Origin of the sequence: Streptomyces geranii (genome assembly GCF_002954775.1) — a bacterium.
In the GTDB taxonomy this organism is placed as follows: Bacteria; Actinomycetota; Actinomycetes; order Streptomycetales; family Streptomycetaceae; genus Streptomyces; species Streptomyces geranii.
Genome location: NZ_PJME01000004.1, coordinates 345,250 through 362,256 on the forward strand (window position 1 = coordinate 345,250; position 17,007 = coordinate 362,256).

Genomic DNA, 17,007 nt, shown 5'->3' on the forward strand with positions numbered 1-17,007 from the left:
TCCTCGGCTTTCGCTACAGCTGCGTGATGTGCGTGATGTGCGTGGGGATGCGCGGGCACGCCCGAGCCCTCGGGCGCGGGTGTGTGCGCGGGGCGGGAACGAAGGAATCGGCGGGGAAGTCTGCGGCGATTCAGCGGCGCGTAAGTGGCCGGACGGCACAGATCGCGCTGGCCTGTCGACAGAGGTCGACGTGCCGGCGGGACACGAGGCGCAGGTCCGGGTTCACACCAATCAGGATGACAGCGGGCGTCGGCAAGGGTCAACCGTCCCCGGGGAGGCGGCCGAGCAGCGAGGCCAGCGACTCCTGCGGCTGCTGTCCGGCGGTGTCGACGACGAGGCGCGGGCGGTCCCACGGCTCGTACGGGCGGTCCGCGATCTGCTGCCAGTCGGGCAGCGGCAGGCCGGGGATGTCGACCGAACGGGAGGTCACACGGCGCCGGTGCTCCACCGGGTCCGAGCAGACGACCTCCACCTCGGCGACGACGACTCCCGCCCGGACCCCCACGTCCCGCCAGCTGTCGCGGGTGACGGCGAGCGGGTTCACCGACTCGGCGACCACGGTCAGCCCCTGCCTGAGGTGCTCCTCGGCCAGGGCGTACCCGACGGCGTACCCGGCGGGCCCGATGGGGTGTTGCGCCAGGCCGGAGCCGACGATGGCCTGTTCGATGGTGTCGACCCGCAGATGGATCCCGCCGAACCGGGCGGCGAGGAGGCGCGAGAGTGTGGTCTTGCCGGTGGCGGGCAGCCCGCCGACGATGATCAGCATCCCGCTCATTCTGTCGGAACCGCCGTCGGCGTACGGCGGCGCAGCCGGTCGAGGAGGCGCAGGCCGGTCTCCCCCGCGAACCACTCGGCGTGGCCGACCAGATACTCGTACGCCAGCCGGGCGTTGGGCGCGGAACCGGTGATGCCGTGGAAGTAGCCCAGCTCGGACAGCGCGAACTCCGCGTGTACCAAGGGGAGCAGTTCGGGCAGGGCAGCCGACTCGGCTGCGCTGAGCGGGCGTTCGGACTCGTAGCCGTCGAGGAGCGCGTCGACGTCCTGCTCGCGCACCGGGAAGCCGGGCTCCAGCCACTGGACGGCGTTGCGTTCGATGGCCGTGGCCACGTCGTGCACGGCGGTCGTGCGGTCGCTCATGCCGAAGTCGAGCACGGTCGAGACCTCACCGGCGGTGTCCCACAGCAGGTTCGAGGCGTGCCAGTCGTTGTGCGTCCAGAGCGGTTGGAGGTGGGGGAGGTGTGGGGCCAGCCGCTCGTGCAGGGGCAGGAGGACCCGTCGGGCGTCCGCCCGCCAGGGGAGGTCCGTGAGCGCCTCGGCCAGCAACGGCCGCTCGGCTACGTACCGTTCGAGCGCGGCGAACGCGTCCTCGGCCGCGAAGACCGTGAACGAGGCCACGAGGGGCTGCGGGGCGCGGCGCGGGGCGTCGAGGCCCTCCGCCGCCAGATGCAGCCGGGCCAGCGCCGCGCCTGAGGCCCGCGCGTGGGTACGGGACCGGAACGGCGACCAGGACAGCGCGTCCCGGTACAGATCCGTGCCGGCACCGGCCGAGTGGACCTCGTACACCCACTCCTCCCGGCTCACGACGTCCAGCACCTCCACCACCGGCGCCCCGCGCTCACGCAGATGCCGCAGGAAGGCGTGCTCCTCGGCCAGCCCCTCGGGGGTGCGTACGGAGCGGTGGTGCCGCTTCACGAACAGCCGGCGCCCTGCGCGCTCGACGACGGCCGCCGCCGAGAGCGGACGCGGACTGCGCCACACCACCCGCGCGGGACCGACGACTTGGACGACCTCGGCCTCGGTGAGCGGCGGCCAGTCGGGCTCGACCGGTTCGGTGCCCATGCCGTGGGCGAGATGCGAACTCACTGGACACGCACCGGAGTTGTGCCGCGCAGGGCGTCGAGGACCCGGCGTTCGGTGGCCGCGAACTCCGGGTCGGCCAGGGCGTCCAGACCGCGTGGCCCGGAGCGCGGGACCTCGACCCGCTCGACCACCGTGGCCGGGCGGGGCGACAGCACGTGCACGGTGTCGGCGAGCAGGACGGCCTCGCGGATGTCGTGCGTGACCAGGACGACGGTCCAGCGGTAGCGCTGCCACATGTCGGCCAGCCACAGCTGCATCTCCGTGCGCGTCAGCGAGTCGAGCGCCCCGAACGGCTCGTCGAGCAGCAGCACCGGCCGGTCAAGGACGACCGTGCGCAGCAGCGCCGCCCGCTGGCGCATACCGCCGCTGAGCTGGAAGGGGTACGAGGACTGGAAACCGTCGAGCCCGAAGGCGCCGAAGAGTTCGCCCGCCCTCCGCCGTGCCTCCCGCTTCCGTACGCCCTGTGCCTCAAGTCCCAGCGCCGTGTTGTCCAGCACGGTCCGCCAGGGGAACAGCAGGTCCTTCTGCGGCATGTACGCGACCTTGCCCGAGGCGACGGACGCGGGCTCGCCCTCGACCAGCACCTCGCCCGAAGTCGGTGTGTCCAGACCGGAGATGAGATTGAACAGGGTGCTCTTGCCACTGCCGCTCGGGCCGATAACGGCCGCGAACTCGCCCGGTTGGACGGTCAGTTCGAGGTCGCGGAGTACGTCGAGCGTCCCGAACGCCTTTCCCGCGCCGCGCACTTCGAGGCTCACGACCGGTCCTCCTTCGCCAGGGCCCGTTCCCAGGGCAGGACGAGCCGTTGGAGCAGATACGTCGCCCCGAACAGGGCCACGCTCAGCAGCGCCGTCACCGCGACCGCCGCGAAGACGAGGTCCGTGCGGAACGCGCTCTTCTGCGCCTGCATATAGATGCCGAGGCCTTTCTCCGCCCCCGCGTACTCGGCGAAGACCGCGCCCACGACGGCGTACGTGATGCTCACCCGCAGCCCGGTGAAGAAGTGGGGGAGCGCGGTCGGCACCCGGACGAGGCGGAAGGTGCGCCAGCGGCCGGTGCCCAGTGAGCGCAGCAGCCGCATCGCGTCGCGGTCGGTCGCGGCGAAGCCCGCCGCCAAGTTCGCCGCGAGCGGGAAGAAGGTCGTCAGGGTGACCACGAGCATCTTCGGCAGCAGCCCGAAGCCGAACCAGATGATCAGCAGCGGTGCGACGGCGACGATCGGGATCGTCTGCGAGGCCACCAGGAGCGGGTACAGGCCCCGGCGGGCCACGGCCGAGAAGTCCAGGACCACCGCCACCAGCCAGGCGGCGGTGAAGGAGAGCGCGAAGCCGAGCAGCGTCTCCTGGAGGGTGGGCAGCGTCTGGTCCCACAAGTCGGTACGGTTCGCCCAGCCCTCGGACAGCACGCGGCCGGGACTGGGCAGCACCGTCGGGTCGACGCCGGCCGCGGTCACGTAGCGTCTCGGGCGCGGTCGACCCGTACGGCACGATCTTGAGATCGATCCCGGCATCCTTGAACCAGCCCTTCTGCTGGGCGACATAGATACCGGTGTGGTTGGTGTTGGGCGTCCAGTCGAGGGCGAGGGTGACCTCGGTGGTGCCGTTCGCGGCGGCGGCGGACGTGGAGTCCTCGGCGGCGCAACCGGTCGCCGTCGCGGTGAGGACGGCGGCGGTGGCCAGGGAGAGCAGGACGGTCGTACGGGATCTCATGGGTTCCTCGGAGGGTGCGCGAGCGGCGGGGGAGGGAGCGGGGGTGCGTTCCTCACGCCCGACACAGCGCGCTGCTGACCCGCATCAGGTCCACCGCCATACGCCTCGTCAGTTCCCTTGCCTGGCAGGTCACTTGGCGCTCACCGCGGTTGTGCGCACGGGGGCTGCGGCGAGGAACTCGTTCGTGTACGAGGCCTGCCAGCCGCGGGTGTGCGCTATCGCGCCGTGCCGGGCGAGCCAGTCGGCGTAGGGGCCCATCCGGTTCTCGTCGATCACGCCCCAGCGGCCGTCGGGACCGGTCCAGGTCGGGGCGACCAGGGCGAGCGAGCGGGCGATCAGCGGGCGGGAGAAGTAGGGGATCACGCGCTCCAACAGGGCGCGGGTGTCGGCCTGTTCGGCAGCGGCGGCGGCGTAGCCACGGGCCGTGGCGGCCAGGAAGGCGCGCACCAGCTCGGGGTGGGCGGCGGCGAAGGACTCGCTCGTGCCGAGGAGGTAGCTGTGGTAGCGGGGGGCGCCGATCTCGTCGACCGGCCAGGTCAGCCGCTGCTCCTCGGGCAGGTCGCCGCGCAGGGCGTCCCAGGACCAGTAGGTGCCGAAGGCGGCGTCTGCCTCACCGGCCGCGATGTCGTCCACGGTGAGTTCGCGGTAGCCCGCGTCCACGGTGATCACCGCGTCCGGGTCACCGCCGTCGGCCGCGACGAGATGCCGGACCATGGCCCGGCCGCGCGGGGTCGGGTTGTAGGCGAGACGGCGGCCCGCCAGATCGCGGGGGCGGGCGATGCCGGTCGACCGGGCGGTCTGGATCGCCTCCAGGGCACGGTGGTTGACGGCTGCGACGGCGATCAGCGGCTGGGCGTCGGCGGCACGGCGCGCGAGCAGCCGGTTCGGCGGGAAGAGACCGAAGTCCACCTCGCCCCGGGTCAGATACTCCAGGGTGTCGCCGCGTCCCGGGTCCTGGACGGCGAGTTCCACGTCCAGGCCCGCCTCGCGGTACCAGCCGCGCTCACGGGCAACGTACAAACCGGCTGAATTCGGCCAGGGGTGGAAGTAGTCGAGCATGACTCGGACGTGCGACATGGAGGTACTCCGCATACGGCACACAGGCGCGCGAGCCCGGTGGAGAGAGCAGGGAGGGAGAAAGAAGGGGGGAGGAGGGCCGGCCTGGGTCAACAACAGGAGCGGGTCGCCGCGACGGACGCCGGGGGACACTGCTGCTCGACTGCTGAAAACATGCGGTACTCCTACGCGGGCACAGAGGCTCAAGTGTTGCGGTCGGCGTCCCCATGGGGACCCGGCCGGCCAGCGCCGACACGAATCCCAGACGCCCTCTCAGCCCAACCGGGTAGGGGCTCCCGCGTAGATGGCCGAAACCATAACCCCGGGCAACCGATGCTGTGCAAACGGATTCCAAAATGTGGGACGTCCATGTTCATGAGTTGAGAAGCCGCAGCTCAGATGCCCCGGCGGACGTGCCCCGGGTTAGCATCCCCGCCATGACCGACCCCCTGCTCCCCGGCCCGCTGGTGGACGACACCTGGCTCGCGGCCCGGCTGGACGACCCTCGGCTGGTCGTCCTCGACGCCACCACCCTGCTGCCCTCGCCCCGCCACGACGGTGATCACCGCTCCGCCAGTGGCCGGGCCGGATGGGCCGAGCGGCACATCCCGGGCTCGCGCCACGCCGACCTCACGGGCGACCTCTCGGACCACGACGCGCCGTACCACTTCGCCGTCCCCGCCCCCGGGGCACTCGCCGCCGCCCTCCAACGGCTCGGCGTGCGCGACGGCTCGGAAGTCGTCGTCTACGACAACGGCGGCGGCATCTGGGCGGCCCGGCTGTGGTGGATGCTGCGGTCGATCTCCGTACCGGCGGCCGTCCTGGACGGCGGCTGGCAGGCCTGGGAAGCGGGCGGCCGTCCGGTCGCCCACGGCGACGACGACACCGGTGCCGTTCCGGGTGCGGCGCACCTCACACCCGTACCCCGTCCCGAAATGTGGACAAGCCTTCGCGAGGTGGAGGCCGTTCACCGTGGCGAACGCCCCGGTGTGCTGGTGTGCGCGCTGCCGCCCGGCGGTTTCGACGGGTCCGCCGTCACCCGCTACAGCCGTCGCGGTCACATCCCCGGCAGCCTCAGCCTGCCCGGACGCGGCCTCCTCGACGGCACGGGCCGCTTCCTGCCCGCCGCCGAACTGTCCGCGCAGGTGGGAGCCGCTCTTCAGGACGCAGGGTCGCCCGTGGTCCTCTACTGCGGCGGCGGCATCTCGGCCGCCGGAACGGCCCTCGCCCTTACGCTCCTGGGTCGCGACGACGTCACCCTGTACGACGGTTCGCTGGAGGAATGGACGCAGGATCCGTCCCGTCCGGTCACCACGGGCGGGTGACTCCGGCAGGCGGGGAGGGGCAGTTGACCGTCTCACCTGATGGTCACTTGCATTGACAAGCTTTGTCGGGACATGCCTAACTTGCGGCGCAGACCAAGATGCCCAGGGGCAGCCCCGGGGCCGGAGAAGTGATGGTGACAGCGATGAACGCAGCTGACGGGACGGCCGCACCGCGGCGCCTCGGCCGCCTTCTGCTGTGCACGAACCGCTCCGTCGACCTGCTGCGCGTCAACAGTGCGCTCTGTACGGCCACTTGCCGCACTCTCTGTCGAGGCTGACGGCTTTCTGAGTCTCTGACGACCCACCTCGTCTCTGACGACCACCGCTCTCGCGGTGTGCCCTCTCCCCGCCCAGCCTCCGTTCCGCGTACCACCCCGTGCGTCGTCTCGTGCCGAGCCGCGTCCGGGCGGCGCGGTGCTGCCGCCCCCGCGGTTCTGGGTGTCCGAAACAGCTGGAGCCCTCCATGAGCGAATCTCCCGGCGTCGCCGTGTCCGCCGAACAGGCGCCGCCCGCCGAGGCGATACCCCGCCCCGACGACCCCGCCGCCCCCGCCGACCAGAAACCCCTGGCCGCGCAGCGGGTGCTGCCGATCCGGCGCCCCGGCCGCTGGATCGCCACGGCCGTCGTACTCGTGGTGGTCGCCCAGATCATCCATGGGCTGGCGACCAACCCGTTCTACCAGTGGGACCGGTTCGGGTACTGGTTCCTGCGCCCGACGATCCTCGACGGTCTGCTCATCACCCTCGAAGTGACCCTCTACAGCGCGGTGTTGGGCCTGGTCGGCGGCATCCTGCTCGCCCTGGCCCGGCTCTCCAGGAGCCCGGTGCTGCGCGCGGTGAGCTGGGTCTACATCTGGCTGTTCCGCTCGGTCCCGCTCATCGTCGTCCTGCTCTTCCTCTACAACTTCAGCGCGCTGTACGCGACGTTGAGCCTGGGCATCCCCTTCGGCCCGGCCTTCTTCACCTTCGACGAGTCACGCCTGGCCACCGACATGGTCGTCGCCGTCATCGGCCTCAGCCTCAACGAAGCGGCCTACGCGGCGGAGGTCGTCCGCGGCGGCATCCTCTCCGTCGACCAGGGCCAGCACGAGGCGGCCTCGGCACTCGGCCTGCCGAAGCGCTACCAGTTCGCGAAGATCGTCTTCCCGCAGGCGCTGCGCTCCATCACCCCGAACTACGTCAACCAGCTGATCGGCCTGATCAAGGGCACCTCCCTGGTCTTCTACGTGTCCCTGCTGGACCTCTTCGGCAGCGTGCAGAGCATGGGCAGCACCTACCCCGGCGACATCGTGCCGCTCCTGCTCGTCGCCACCGTCTGGTACCTGATCCTCACCAGCGTCGTCTCCGTCGTCCAGTTCTACGTCGAGCGGTACTACGCCCGGGGCGCCACCCGCACCCTGCCGCCGACCCCGCTGCAGAAGCTCCGGGCCGGGGTCACCGACCTCCGTGCCCGCATCCGCAAGGAGGCCGCCGTATGACCGCCGGAACGCTCGACGACACGGCCGCCACCGTGGAGGTGCACGACGTGCACAAGTGGTACGGCGCCCACCGGGTCCTGAACGGCGTCGACCTCACCGTGCGGCCCGGCGAGGTCACCGTGATCCTCGGCCCGTCCGGCTCCGGCAAGTCCACCCTGCTCAGGGTGATCAACCACCTGGAGAAGCCCGAGATCGGGCACGTCAGCCTCAACGGCGAGCTGATCGGCGTACGCCGGCACGGCGACCGCCTGAAGGAACTGAGCGAGCGGGTGATCCTCACCCAGCGCAGCCGCATCGGCTTCGTCTTCCAGAACTTCAACCTCTTCCCGCACCTGACCGTGCTCGACAACGTGGCCGCCGCCCCCGTCGCGACCGGCAAACTCGGCAAGGCGCAGGCCCTCGAACTCGCCCGGGAACTCCTCGGCCGCGTCGGCCTGGCCGACAAAGTGGCCGCCTACCCACGGCAGTTGTCCGGCGGCCAGCAGCAGCGCGTCGCCATCGCCCGGGCCCTCGCCCTGCGCCCCGGCGTCATCCTCTTCGACGAACCGACGTCCGCCCTCGACCCCGAACTGGTCGGCGAGGTGCTGGCCGTCATCAAGGACCTGGCGGGCAGCGGCACCACCCTCGTCATCGTCACCCACGAGATCGGCTTCGCCCGGGAGATCGCCGACCGGGTGGTCTTCATGGACGACGGCCGGATCGTCGAACAGGGCCCGCCCGCCGAGGTGTTGGACCACCCCAAGCAGGAGCGGACCAAGGACTTCCTGAGCAAGGTCCTCTGAACCACCAGAGCCGTCCGAACTCCCCAAGCACGCGGTCCGGCCCCGGACCGCCCCCCCCACACCCTCACCGCACAACCGACACAAGGACACAAGGACACCCCATGCGCACCCTCAGCCTCCGCAGCAGAATCCTCCGCGGTGTGACCGCGTCCGCGGCCGTCGCCTCCCTCGCGGGCGGGCTCGCCGCGTGCGGCGGGGACAGCGACGCGGCGACCAGGACCGACAGCGTGTCGACCGGCACGGTCACCGTCGGCGCCCTCTCCAACGGCGCTGCCAAGGAAGCCGAGTTGAAGGTCGCCGAGGTCAAGTCGATCAGCGCCGAGCTGCCCAAGTCGGTCGCCGACAGCGGCAAGCTGGTCATCGGCGTCGGCGCGCTCCCGGCGGGCTTCCCGCCGCTGGCGTACGTCGGCGACGACCAGAAGACCCTCACTGGCGCCGAGCCCGACCTCGGCCGACTGGTCGCCGCGGTGCTCGGGCTGAAGCCCGAGGTGAAGAACTCGACCTGGGAGAACCTGTTCGTCGGGATCGACAGCGGCAAGGTCGACGTGGCGTTCTCCAACGTCACCGACACCGAGGAGCGCAAGAAGAAGTACGAGTTCGCCTCCTACCGCGAGGACAACCTCGCCTTCGAGGTGCTGAACAAGAGCACCTGGAACTTCGACGGCAACTACGAGAACCTCGCGGGCCAGACCGTCTCCGTCGGCGCCGGCACCAACCAGGAGAAGATCCTCCTGGAGTGGAAGGCGAAGCTGGAGAAGGAGGGCAAGAAGCTCAACGTCAAGTACTTCCAGGACAACAACAGCCTCTACCTGGCCCTGTCCAGCGGGAAGATCGACTCCTACTTCGGCCCCAACCCCGGCATCGCGTACCACGTCACCCAGGTCGCCAAGACGCCCAACCCGACCCGCAACGCGGGCAAGTTCTCCGGCGCGGGAGCGTCGCTCCAGGGCCTGATCGCGGCCACCGCGAAGAAGGACAGCGGCCTGGCCAAGCCGGTCGCCGCGGCGATCAACTACCTGATCGAGAACGGCCAGTACGCCAAGTGGCTCGCCGCCTGGAACCTCTCCAACGAGGCCGTCCCCACCTCCCAGGTCAACCCGCCCGGGCTGCCCCTCGACAACTCCTGACCCGCACCCGCCCCACCCGTCCCAGGGACTCCGCCGTGTCACGGCGGAGTCCCGGCCGTGCCCGACCACGTTCCGGATACGCGTTCCAGATACGGAGACTCGCACCGACATGTCCACCAGCGTCCACCACGCCACGTCCCCGAGCCCGACGGAACCGCACATCCTCGACAACGCCGCCTGGGCAGCGCTGACGGGCCCGCACGCGCACCTCGCCGAACGCGTCGGCCGGGCCGCCCGCTACCCGACCGACGTTTCCCCGTTCGCCGCACTTGAGGACCCCACCGACCCCCGCGCCTGGGACGACCTGGCCGCACTGGTGGGACCCGACACCGTCACCCCGGTCACCGCGTTCCAGTCCGTCCCCGACGGCTGGGAGGTCGAACAGACCGGCGACGGCGTCCAGTTGGTCGACACCTCGCTGTACGCCGAACCCGCACCCGAAGCCGTACGGCTCGGCCCCGACGACGTACCCGAGATCCTCGACCTGATCGCCCTCACCCAGCCCGGCCCCTTCCTGCCCCGGACCGTCGCCCTCGGCACCTACCTCGGAATCCGGGACGGCGGCCGACTGATCGCCCTGGCCGGCGAACGCCTGCACCCACCGGGCTGGACCGAGATCAGCGCCGTCTGCACCCACCCTGACCACCGAGGCCGGGGCCTGGCCACCCGCCTGGTCCGCGCGGTCGCGGCGGGCATCAGAGAACGCGGCGACACCCCCTTCCTCCACGCGGCGGCGAACAACACCAACGCCATCCGGCTCTACGAGTCGATCGGCTTCACCCTGCGCCGCCGGACCCGCTTCGCACTGGTGCGCACGCCGGGCGCCCGCCCGGAAGAAACGGCATAGCGGTGCTGTTGTGCCCGCTGACGGGAGACCGGCACCTCTACGAGGCCCACGACCGTCAGACCGACACGAACCCCGGACGCACCGGGCCGGAAAGGGCGGAGGCGAAGCACATGAGCCACTGCGCCGTGCATCCCGCCCCACCCCGCCACCCGAGGCTGTTCTCACGGCGGCACATCGACCTGCTGCGCGTCGCGGGCGCGCTCTGTCGTTCCTGACCTGCTGTCTCGCTCTTTCGTACGGTCGCTCAGGAAGGCGTCATCTTCGTGTCCTCGTCACTTTCTCCACTGCATCTCGCCGTCGCCCTGGACGGCGCCGGCTGGCACCCCGCGGCCTGGCGTGAGCCCATCGCCCGGCCGGGGGAGTTGTTCACCGCCCGCTACTGGGCCGACCTGGTCGCCGAGGCCGAGCGCGGCCTGCTCGACTTCGTCACCATCGAGGACGGCCTGGGCCTCCAGTCCTCGTCCCTCACCGAACCGGACGGCCGCGCCGACCAGGTCCGGGGCCGCCTGGACGCGGTTCTCATTGCCGCGAGGGTGGCTCCGCTGACCCGGCACATAGGCATCGTGCCGACGGCCGTCACCACGCACACCGAGCCGTTCCATCTGTCGAAGGCCATCGCGACGCTCGACTACGTGAGCAGTGGGCGGGCGGGCCTCCGCGTCCAGATCAGCGCCCGCCAGAACGAGGCCGCCCACTTCGGCCGCCGCACCTTCCCGCCGTTCCGCTTGGAGGACTACGGCACACCCGCAGTGCAAGAAGTGGTCGGTGACCTCTTCGACGAGGCGGCTGATTACGTGGAGGTGGTGCGTCGGTTGTGGGACAGCTGGGAGGACGACGCGGAGATCCGGGATGCGGCGACGGGGCGTTTCATCGACCGGGAGAAGCTGCACTACATCGACTTCGAGGGCCCGCACTTCCGTGTGAAGGGCCCCTCGATCACCCCGCGCCCGCCGCAGGGCCAGCCGGTCGTGACGGCACTGGCTCACGAGACCATTCCGTACCGGCTGGTGGGCCGCGCGGCCGATGTCGGGTACGTGACGCCTTTCGACGCCGGCCAGGCGCGTGCGATTGTCGCGGAGGTCCGCGGTGAGCAGGTGTCGGCTGGGCGTGGCGATGAACTGGTGCATGTCTTCGGTGACTTGGTCGTCTTCCTGGACGACGATCCTGCGGAGGCTGTGGCCCGGCGGGAGCGCCTGGATGGGCTGGCCGGGTACGAGTACAAGAGCGATGCCCTGATCTTCGCTGGTACGGCCGCTCAACTCGCCGATCTGCTGGAGGAGTTGGCGTCGGCCGGGCTGTCCGGCTTCCGGCTGCGGCCTGCTGTCGCCGGGCACGATCTCCCGGCGATCACGCAGAAGTTGGTTCCCGAGCTTCAGCGTCGGGGTGTGTTCCGGCAGTCGTACGAGGCCGACACCTTGCGTGGGCTGCTGGGGCTGTCCCGTCCCGCCAACCGCTATGCCGCTGTCTGAGCGGGAAGGATTCTCCGAGATCATGAGCAAGCCGCTGAAGCAGGTCCACCTGGCCGCGCACTTCCCCGGTGTCAACAACACCACCGTGTGGAGCGACCCCAAGGCCGGCAGCCACATCGAGTTCAGCTCCTTCGTCCACTTCGCGCAGACGGCGGAGCGGGCGAAGTTCGACTTCCTGTTCCTGGCCGAGGGGCTCAGGTTGCGGGAACAGGGCGGGAAGATCTACGACTTGGACGTCGTCGGCCGCCCCGACACCTTCACGATCCTGACCGCGCTCGCGGCCGTCACCGAGCACCTCGGCCTGACCGGGACGATCAACTCGACGTTCAACGAGCCGTACGAGGTGGCCCGGCAGTTCGCGAGTCTGGATCATCTGTCCGACGGGCGGGCGGCGTGGAACGTGGTCACGTCCTGGGACGCGTTCACGGGGGAGAACTTCCGGCGGGGCGGGTTTCTGCCGCAGGACGAGCGGTACTCGCGGGCGAAGGAGTTCCTGCAGACCACGAGCGAACTGTTCGACTCCTGGCGCGGGGACGAGATCCTCGCCGACCGGCAGACCGGCACCTTCCTGCGGGACGCGAAGGCGGGCGCCTTCGTCCACTCAGGGCAGCATTTCGACATCGAGGGCCAGTTCAACGTTCCCCGCTCGCCGCAGGGCCGGCCGGTGATCTTCCAGGCGGGTGACTCCGACGAGGGCCGCGAGTTCGCCGCCTCCACCGCCGACGCCATCTTCAGCCGGTACGCCACGCTCAAGGAGGGCCAGGAGTTCTACACGGACGTCAAGGGCCGCCTCGCCAAGTACGGCCGTGAGCCGCAGGAACTGCTGATCCTGCCCGCTGCCACCTTCGTCCTGGGTGAGACGGACGCGGAGGCGGAGGAACTGGCCCGGGAGGTGCGTCGCCAGCAGGTCAGCGGGGCGACCGCGATCAAGCACCTGGAGTTTGTCTGGAACCGTGACCTGTCCGGCTACGACCCTGATGGACCACTCCCCGACATCGACCCCGACCTGGGTGAGCACACGGTCTCGCGGGGCCGGGCGCAGGTGCGCATGTATCGCGACCCGCTGGCGACCGCCCGTGAGTGGCGGGAGCGTGCCGAGGCCAACAACTGGTCCATCCGGGACCTGGTGATCGAGACGGGCAACCGGCAGAACTTCGTGGGCACTCCGGCCACGGTCGCCGCCACGATCAACGACTACGTCCAGGCGGATGCCAGCGACGGCTTCATCCTTGCCCCGCACATCACGCCCGGCGGGCTGGACACCTTCGCCGACACCGTCGTCCCCCTCCTCCAGGAGCGCGGCGTCTACCGCACCGAATACGAGGGCACCACCCTCCGCGACCGCCTCGGCCTCGCCCACCCCGACACCGTCAAGGCAGGGGAACGGGCGGCGTCATGAAGTTCCTGGCCATCACCCTGATCGTGCACGCCCCGCATCCGGTGACGGGCGTGCGGAAATCCACTCAGGACCGGTTCCGCGAGGTGCTCGACAACGCTCTGCTCGCCGAGGAGTTGGGCTTCGACGGCTTCGGTGTCGGGGAGCGGCACGAGCGGCCCTTCATCTCCTCCTCGCCGCCCGTCGTCCTCAGCCACATCGCCGCCCTCACCTCCCGGATCCGGCTGTTCACGGCCGTCACCACGCTCAGCCTCCTCGACCCGGTGCGGGCCTACGAGGACTACGCGACCCTCGACCATCTCTCCGGCGGACGCCTCGAACTGATCATCGGCAAGGGGAACGGGGCCGCCCAGCGGGACCTGTTCCACGTCACCCCCGACGACCAGTGGGACCGCAACGCCGAGAGCTACGAGGTGTTCCGGCAGATCTGGCGCCAGGACAAGGTGACCGCCCAGACCCGTTTCCGCCCGGAACTCAAGGACGCGGAGGTCTGGCCCCGCCCCTTCCAGCAGCCGGTCCGGGTCTGGCACGGCAGCGCCACCAGCAAGGAGTCGGTCGACCTGGCCGCCCGCTACGGCGACCCGCTCTTCTCCGCCAACGTCACCAACCCCATTGAGCCCTATGCCGAGTTGATCCGTTACTACCGTGAGCGCTGGGAGCACTACGGCCACGATCCGGCCGCCATCGCGATCGGCGCCGGGACTGCGGGTCTCTACACGGCCCCTACCTCCCAGGAGGCGATCGCGGCCTACCGGCCCGTGTTCGAGGGCAACCTGGCCTTCCAGAAGCGGCTGGGTCTGGAGCCGGTGTTCCCGACCCTGGAGGACTTCGTTGAGCGCAGTTCCGCGCTGATCGGCAGCCCTCAGCAGGTCATCGAGAAGGTGCACCGCTACCACGAGCAGTTCGGGCACACCGTGCTGCATCTGCACGCGGACGCAAGCGGGTTGACGGACCGTCAGCACCGGGACTCGCTCGAACTCTTCCAGTCGGACATCGCGCCCGTGCTGCGCCGCGAGATCCCCGACCCGCCGTTCCCCTGGGCCCCGGTCCTCGCCGAGTCGGAGTCCGTATCCGAGCCAGGGTCCGAGCCCGAGTCCGTATCCGAGTCCGCGCCTGCCGATCGCTGAGGAGTCCTCCGTACATGTCCGACATCCCGCTCGGCGTCCTCGACCTGATCCCGATCTCGTCCGGCTCCAACGCCACCGAGGCGCTGCGCAACTCCATCGACCTGGCCCAACAGGCCGAGAGCTTCGGGTACGCCCGCTACTGGTACGCCGAGCACCACCTCAACCCGGGTGTCGCGGGCACCTCGCCCGCCGTCGTCCTCGCCCTGACCGCCTCCGCGACCTCGACCATCCGGCTCGGCTCCGGCGCCGTACAACTCGGTCACCGCACGGCCCTGTCCACCGTCGAGGAGTTCGGCCTGATCGACGCGCTGCACCCGGGCCGACTCGACCTGGGCCTCGGCCGCTCCGGTGGGCGTCCGCCCGGTGGACCCGCGACGCCGGTGCCCGGCGCGACCCCGGTGACCGACGGCCGTACTCCCAACGGTCTGCGCATCCCGCCCCGGTTCTCCTTCGAACATCTGCTCGGCTCCCCGCGCGTCGCCCTCCAGCGCAAGCTGCTCCTGCTGCCGAACGCCGAGTCGCAGGAGTACGGCGAGCAGATCGACGACGTCCTGGCGCTGCTCGCGGGCACGTACCGCACCGCGGACGGCGTCGAGGCCCATGTCGTGCCCGGCGAGGGCGCCGACGTCGAGATCTGGATCCTGGGCAGCAGCGGCGGTGAGAGCGCGGAGGTCGCGGGCCGCAACGGGCTGCGGTTCGCGGCGAACTACCACGTCAGTCCGGCCACGGTGCTGGAGGCGGCCGAGGGCTATCGCGCCGCGTTCCAGCCCTCCGACGTCCTGGACAAGCCGCACGTCAGCGTGTCCGCCGATGTCGTGGTCGCCGAGGACGACGAGACCGCCCGCGAACTCGCCACCGGCTACGGCCTCTGGGTCCGCAGCATCCGCAACGCCGAGGGCGCGATCCAGTTCCCCACACCCGATGAGGCCCGCGCCCACGAGTGGTCCGACGCGGACCGGGCCCTGGTCCAGGACCGCGTCGACACGCAGTTCGTCGGCTCCCCGGCCAAGGTCGCCGACCAGCTCGAACAGCTCCAGGAGGCCACCGGCGCCGACGAGTTGCTGATCACCACGATCACCCACGGCCATGCGGACCGGGTGCGGTCGTACGAGCTGCTGGCCGAGGAGTGGCGCAAGCGGTAACGGGGAGGAAGCGGGGCACCGGCGGGGCGTCGTCCTACGGGACGATCACCGCCGGTGCCCCGCTGCCGAAGGCAGGCCGACCCGTCACGACTGTTCGTACGAATGCTGCGCCAGGCCGGCGCGCAGCCGCGTCAGCCGGTCGATCTCGGCGTCGAGGGCCGCGATCCTGCGGTCGATCACCCCGGAGCCGGGGATGTCGGAGTCCGGGGGCCCGCACCGGCGGCGCGGGTTCTCGACCAGCACGCCGATCCGGTCGGCGACGCCGCGCAGATCCTCCACGGTGAGCCCGAGCGCCAGCAGCTCCCGGATGACGCGGACGCGGGCCACCTCGTCGGGACCGTACTCGCGTTGTCCGGTGGCGGTGCGGCGCGGGGGCGGCAGCAGACCGCGCTCCTCGTAGAACCGCAGCGCCCGTGGGGTCGTGCCCGCCGCTGCCGCCGCATCCCCGATCCGCATTCCGCCCCCGCATCCCAGCGCCCGTCGCCCGTCGCCGCGAGCGAGCGCCGCGACCCGTCACCGTGGCGGCAGCTCCACGACCACGGTCCCGAAGTGCCGCCCCTCGAACAGTTCCTGCAACGCCCGAGCCGCCCGTTCCATGCCCGGGACCCGCACATGCGGGAAGGTGATCTCGCCGGAGCGCAGCCAGCCCCCGAAGCGCCTGGTCCACTCCTCCGTCACCTCGGGATGGTCCTGGCCGCTGTAGCCGTACAGCGAGACGCCCTGGTTGACGAGCCGGAAGGTGTCGATCTCAGCGAGCGCGCTGCCACCGTCCCCCTGCGGCGCCAACTGCCCCGCCAGCGCGCCGATCAGTACGAAGCGGGCGCCCCTGCGCGCGGCGCGCACAGCCGCCGTCAGCTGCTCGCCGCCGACGTTGTCCAGCAGTACGTCGATGCCGTCCGGCGCGGCCTTGGCGAGCTGTTCGTCCACCGAGCGCCCGGGCCCCGGCACCACGACGGCGTCGTAGCCCAGTTCGGCCCGTAGTCGCTCGGCCTTCTCCGGCGACCGCGTGCTCCCGATGACCCTGCCGGCGCCCAGGAGCCGGGCGACAGGGCCCGCCAGTGTGCCGACCCCTCCCGCCGCTCCCGTGACGAACACGGTCTCCCCGGGCCGGACTTGGGCGAGCCGGGTGAGTGCTCCGTAGGCGGCCGACCCCGACGACAGCTGGGCCACCGGGTCGGGCAGGGCGTCGTCCAGGGGAGCGCAGTCGGCCGCCGCCAGCAGCGCGTGCTCGCGCCACCCGAGCAGGTGCGTGACCATGTCCCCCGGACGGAAGGGACCGCCGGGCGCGGCCACCACGACCTCACCGACAGCGGGCCCGAACAGCGTGTCGCCGACGTTGATCCGGGGCAGGGGTACGCCGTCCGGCTGTCCGCCGATGAGAGTGCGCAGCCCGGGGAAGACGAGGAAGTACCTGTTGCGGACGACGACTTGCCCTGGACCGGGCACGGGGAACGGCCGCTCCGCGAGCGTGAAGTGCTCGGGTCCGGGGAGCCCGGCGGGGTCGTCGGTCAGCATGATCTCGTGGGTCGTGGACGGCAGGGATGTGGCCATGTCGGGGCTCCTGTACGGGGGTTGAGGGCGTGAGCGCGTGCCGTCACGGCCGGTCGGGTCCGGCCGTCGGCGCGCAGACGCTAACCCCTGACCCGCACGTCAGGGGCAAGGGACGCGAAGGCTCCGTTGACACCGTCCG

General features: G+C 70.9%; 18 protein-coding genes and 1 pseudogene. 10 read left to right on the plus strand and 9 right to left on the minus strand.

What is annotated here, in order from left to right; translation table 11 throughout:
- Positions 1–130: 130 nt before the first annotated feature.
- The 7 genes and pseudogenes from CW359_RS47515 to CW359_RS08480 form a co-directional block, all read right to left on the minus strand.
- On the minus strand, positions 131–226 hold the full coding sequence (locus CW359_RS47515; RefSeq protein ID WP_408647466.1) for a putative leader peptide: 96 nt from the start codon (positions 224–226) through the stop codon (positions 131–133).
- Positions 227–259: 33 nt separating this feature from the next.
- A complete protein-coding gene (locus tag CW359_RS08455) occupies positions 260–766 on the minus strand; it encodes a P-loop nucleotide/nucleoside kinase family protein (protein WP_105969148.1) in 507 nt (168 codons plus the stop codon).
- A gap of 5 nt (positions 767–771) precedes the next feature.
- Positions 772–1,863 (minus strand): phosphotransferase enzyme family protein, encoded by a 1,092-nt coding sequence (locus CW359_RS08460; protein ID WP_198655133.1) that lies wholly within the window; start codon positions 1,861–1,863, stop codon positions 772–774.
- Positions 1,860–2,618, minus strand: coding sequence for an ABC transporter ATP-binding protein (locus tag CW359_RS08465; protein WP_232838293.1), 759 nt, complete (start codon positions 2,616–2,618; stop codon positions 1,860–1,862). Before CW359_RS08465 ends, CW359_RS08460 begins: the two co-directional genes overlap by 4 nt.
- Entirely contained in the window at positions 2,615–3,313 is a 699-nt protein-coding gene (locus CW359_RS08470; protein WP_232838294.1) for an ABC transporter permease, read from the minus strand. Before CW359_RS08470 ends, CW359_RS08465 begins: the two co-directional genes overlap by 4 nt.
- 19 nt (positions 3,314–3,332) lie before the next feature.
- A pseudogene (locus CW359_RS47520) lies at positions 3,333–3,569 on the minus strand (ABC transporter substrate-binding protein); the annotation flags it as partial.
- Between the two features lie 129 nt (positions 3,570–3,698).
- On the minus strand, positions 3,699–4,646 hold the full coding sequence (locus CW359_RS08480; protein WP_105969151.1) for an ABC transporter substrate-binding protein: 948 nt from the start codon (positions 4,644–4,646) through the stop codon (positions 3,699–3,701).
- Positions 4,647–5,062: 416 nt separating this feature from the next.
- Between CW359_RS08480 and CW359_RS08485 the strand changes: the two genes are divergently transcribed.
- From CW359_RS08485 to CW359_RS08530, 10 genes are all read left to right on the plus strand, one after another.
- The gene (locus CW359_RS08485) at positions 5,063–5,950 is read left to right on the plus strand and encodes a sulfurtransferase (RefSeq protein ID WP_105969152.1); all 888 of its coding nucleotides are present in this window, start codon (positions 5,063–5,065) and stop codon (positions 5,948–5,950) included.
- A 463-nt stretch (positions 5,951–6,413) separates the two neighbouring features.
- On the plus strand, positions 6,414–7,427 hold the full coding sequence (locus CW359_RS08490) for an amino acid ABC transporter permease (protein ID WP_105969153.1): 1,014 nt from the start codon (positions 6,414–6,416) through the stop codon (positions 7,425–7,427).
- A complete protein-coding gene (locus CW359_RS08495) occupies positions 7,424–8,209 on the plus strand; it encodes an amino acid ABC transporter ATP-binding protein (protein WP_105969154.1) in 786 nt (261 codons plus the stop codon). Before CW359_RS08490 ends, CW359_RS08495 begins: the two co-directional genes overlap by 4 nt.
- Before the next feature lie 101 nt (positions 8,210–8,310).
- Complete coding sequence (locus tag CW359_RS08500) at positions 8,311–9,336, plus strand: ABC transporter substrate-binding protein (protein WP_105969155.1); 1,026 nt, start codon at positions 8,311–8,313, stop codon at positions 9,334–9,336.
- A gap of 109 nt (positions 9,337–9,445) precedes the next feature.
- Positions 9,446–10,183, plus strand: coding sequence for a GNAT family N-acetyltransferase (locus CW359_RS08505; protein ID WP_105969156.1), 738 nt, complete (start codon positions 9,446–9,448; stop codon positions 10,181–10,183).
- 110 nt (positions 10,184–10,293) lie between these two features.
- Positions 10,294–10,398 carry a putative leader peptide gene (locus CW359_RS47525; protein ID WP_408647467.1) on the plus strand — a complete coding sequence of 35 codons (105 nt, stop codon included), beginning with the start codon at positions 10,294–10,296 and terminating at the stop codon, positions 10,396–10,398.
- A gap of 48 nt (positions 10,399–10,446) precedes the next feature.
- Positions 10,447–11,652: an LLM class flavin-dependent oxidoreductase gene (locus CW359_RS08515; RefSeq protein ID WP_105969158.1), complete on the plus strand. Its 1,206-nt coding sequence runs from the start codon at positions 10,447–10,449 to the stop codon at positions 11,650–11,652.
- A gap of 22 nt (positions 11,653–11,674) precedes the next feature.
- On the plus strand, positions 11,675–13,051 hold the full coding sequence (locus tag CW359_RS08520; RefSeq protein ID WP_105969159.1) for an NtaA/DmoA family FMN-dependent monooxygenase: 1,377 nt from the start codon (positions 11,675–11,677) through the stop codon (positions 13,049–13,051).
- Positions 13,048–14,175, plus strand: coding sequence for an LLM class flavin-dependent oxidoreductase (locus CW359_RS08525; protein WP_105969160.1), 1,128 nt, complete (start codon positions 13,048–13,050; stop codon positions 14,173–14,175). Before CW359_RS08520 ends, CW359_RS08525 begins: the two co-directional genes overlap by 4 nt.
- 14 nt (positions 14,176–14,189) lie before the next feature.
- Positions 14,190–15,317, plus strand: coding sequence for an LLM class flavin-dependent oxidoreductase (locus CW359_RS08530; protein WP_105969161.1), 1,128 nt, complete (start codon positions 14,190–14,192; stop codon positions 15,315–15,317).
- 84 nt (positions 15,318–15,401) lie between these two features.
- Here the strand turns inward: CW359_RS08530 and CW359_RS08535 are convergent, their stop codons facing one another.
- Complete coding sequence (locus tag CW359_RS08535) at positions 15,402–15,773, minus strand: MerR family transcriptional regulator (protein WP_105969162.1); 372 nt, start codon at positions 15,771–15,773, stop codon at positions 15,402–15,404.
- Between the two features lie 57 nt (positions 15,774–15,830).
- A complete protein-coding gene (locus CW359_RS08540) occupies positions 15,831–16,868 on the minus strand; it encodes an MDR family NADP-dependent oxidoreductase (RefSeq protein ID WP_105969163.1) in 1,038 nt (345 codons plus the stop codon).
- Positions 16,869–17,007: the final 139 nt, after the last annotated feature.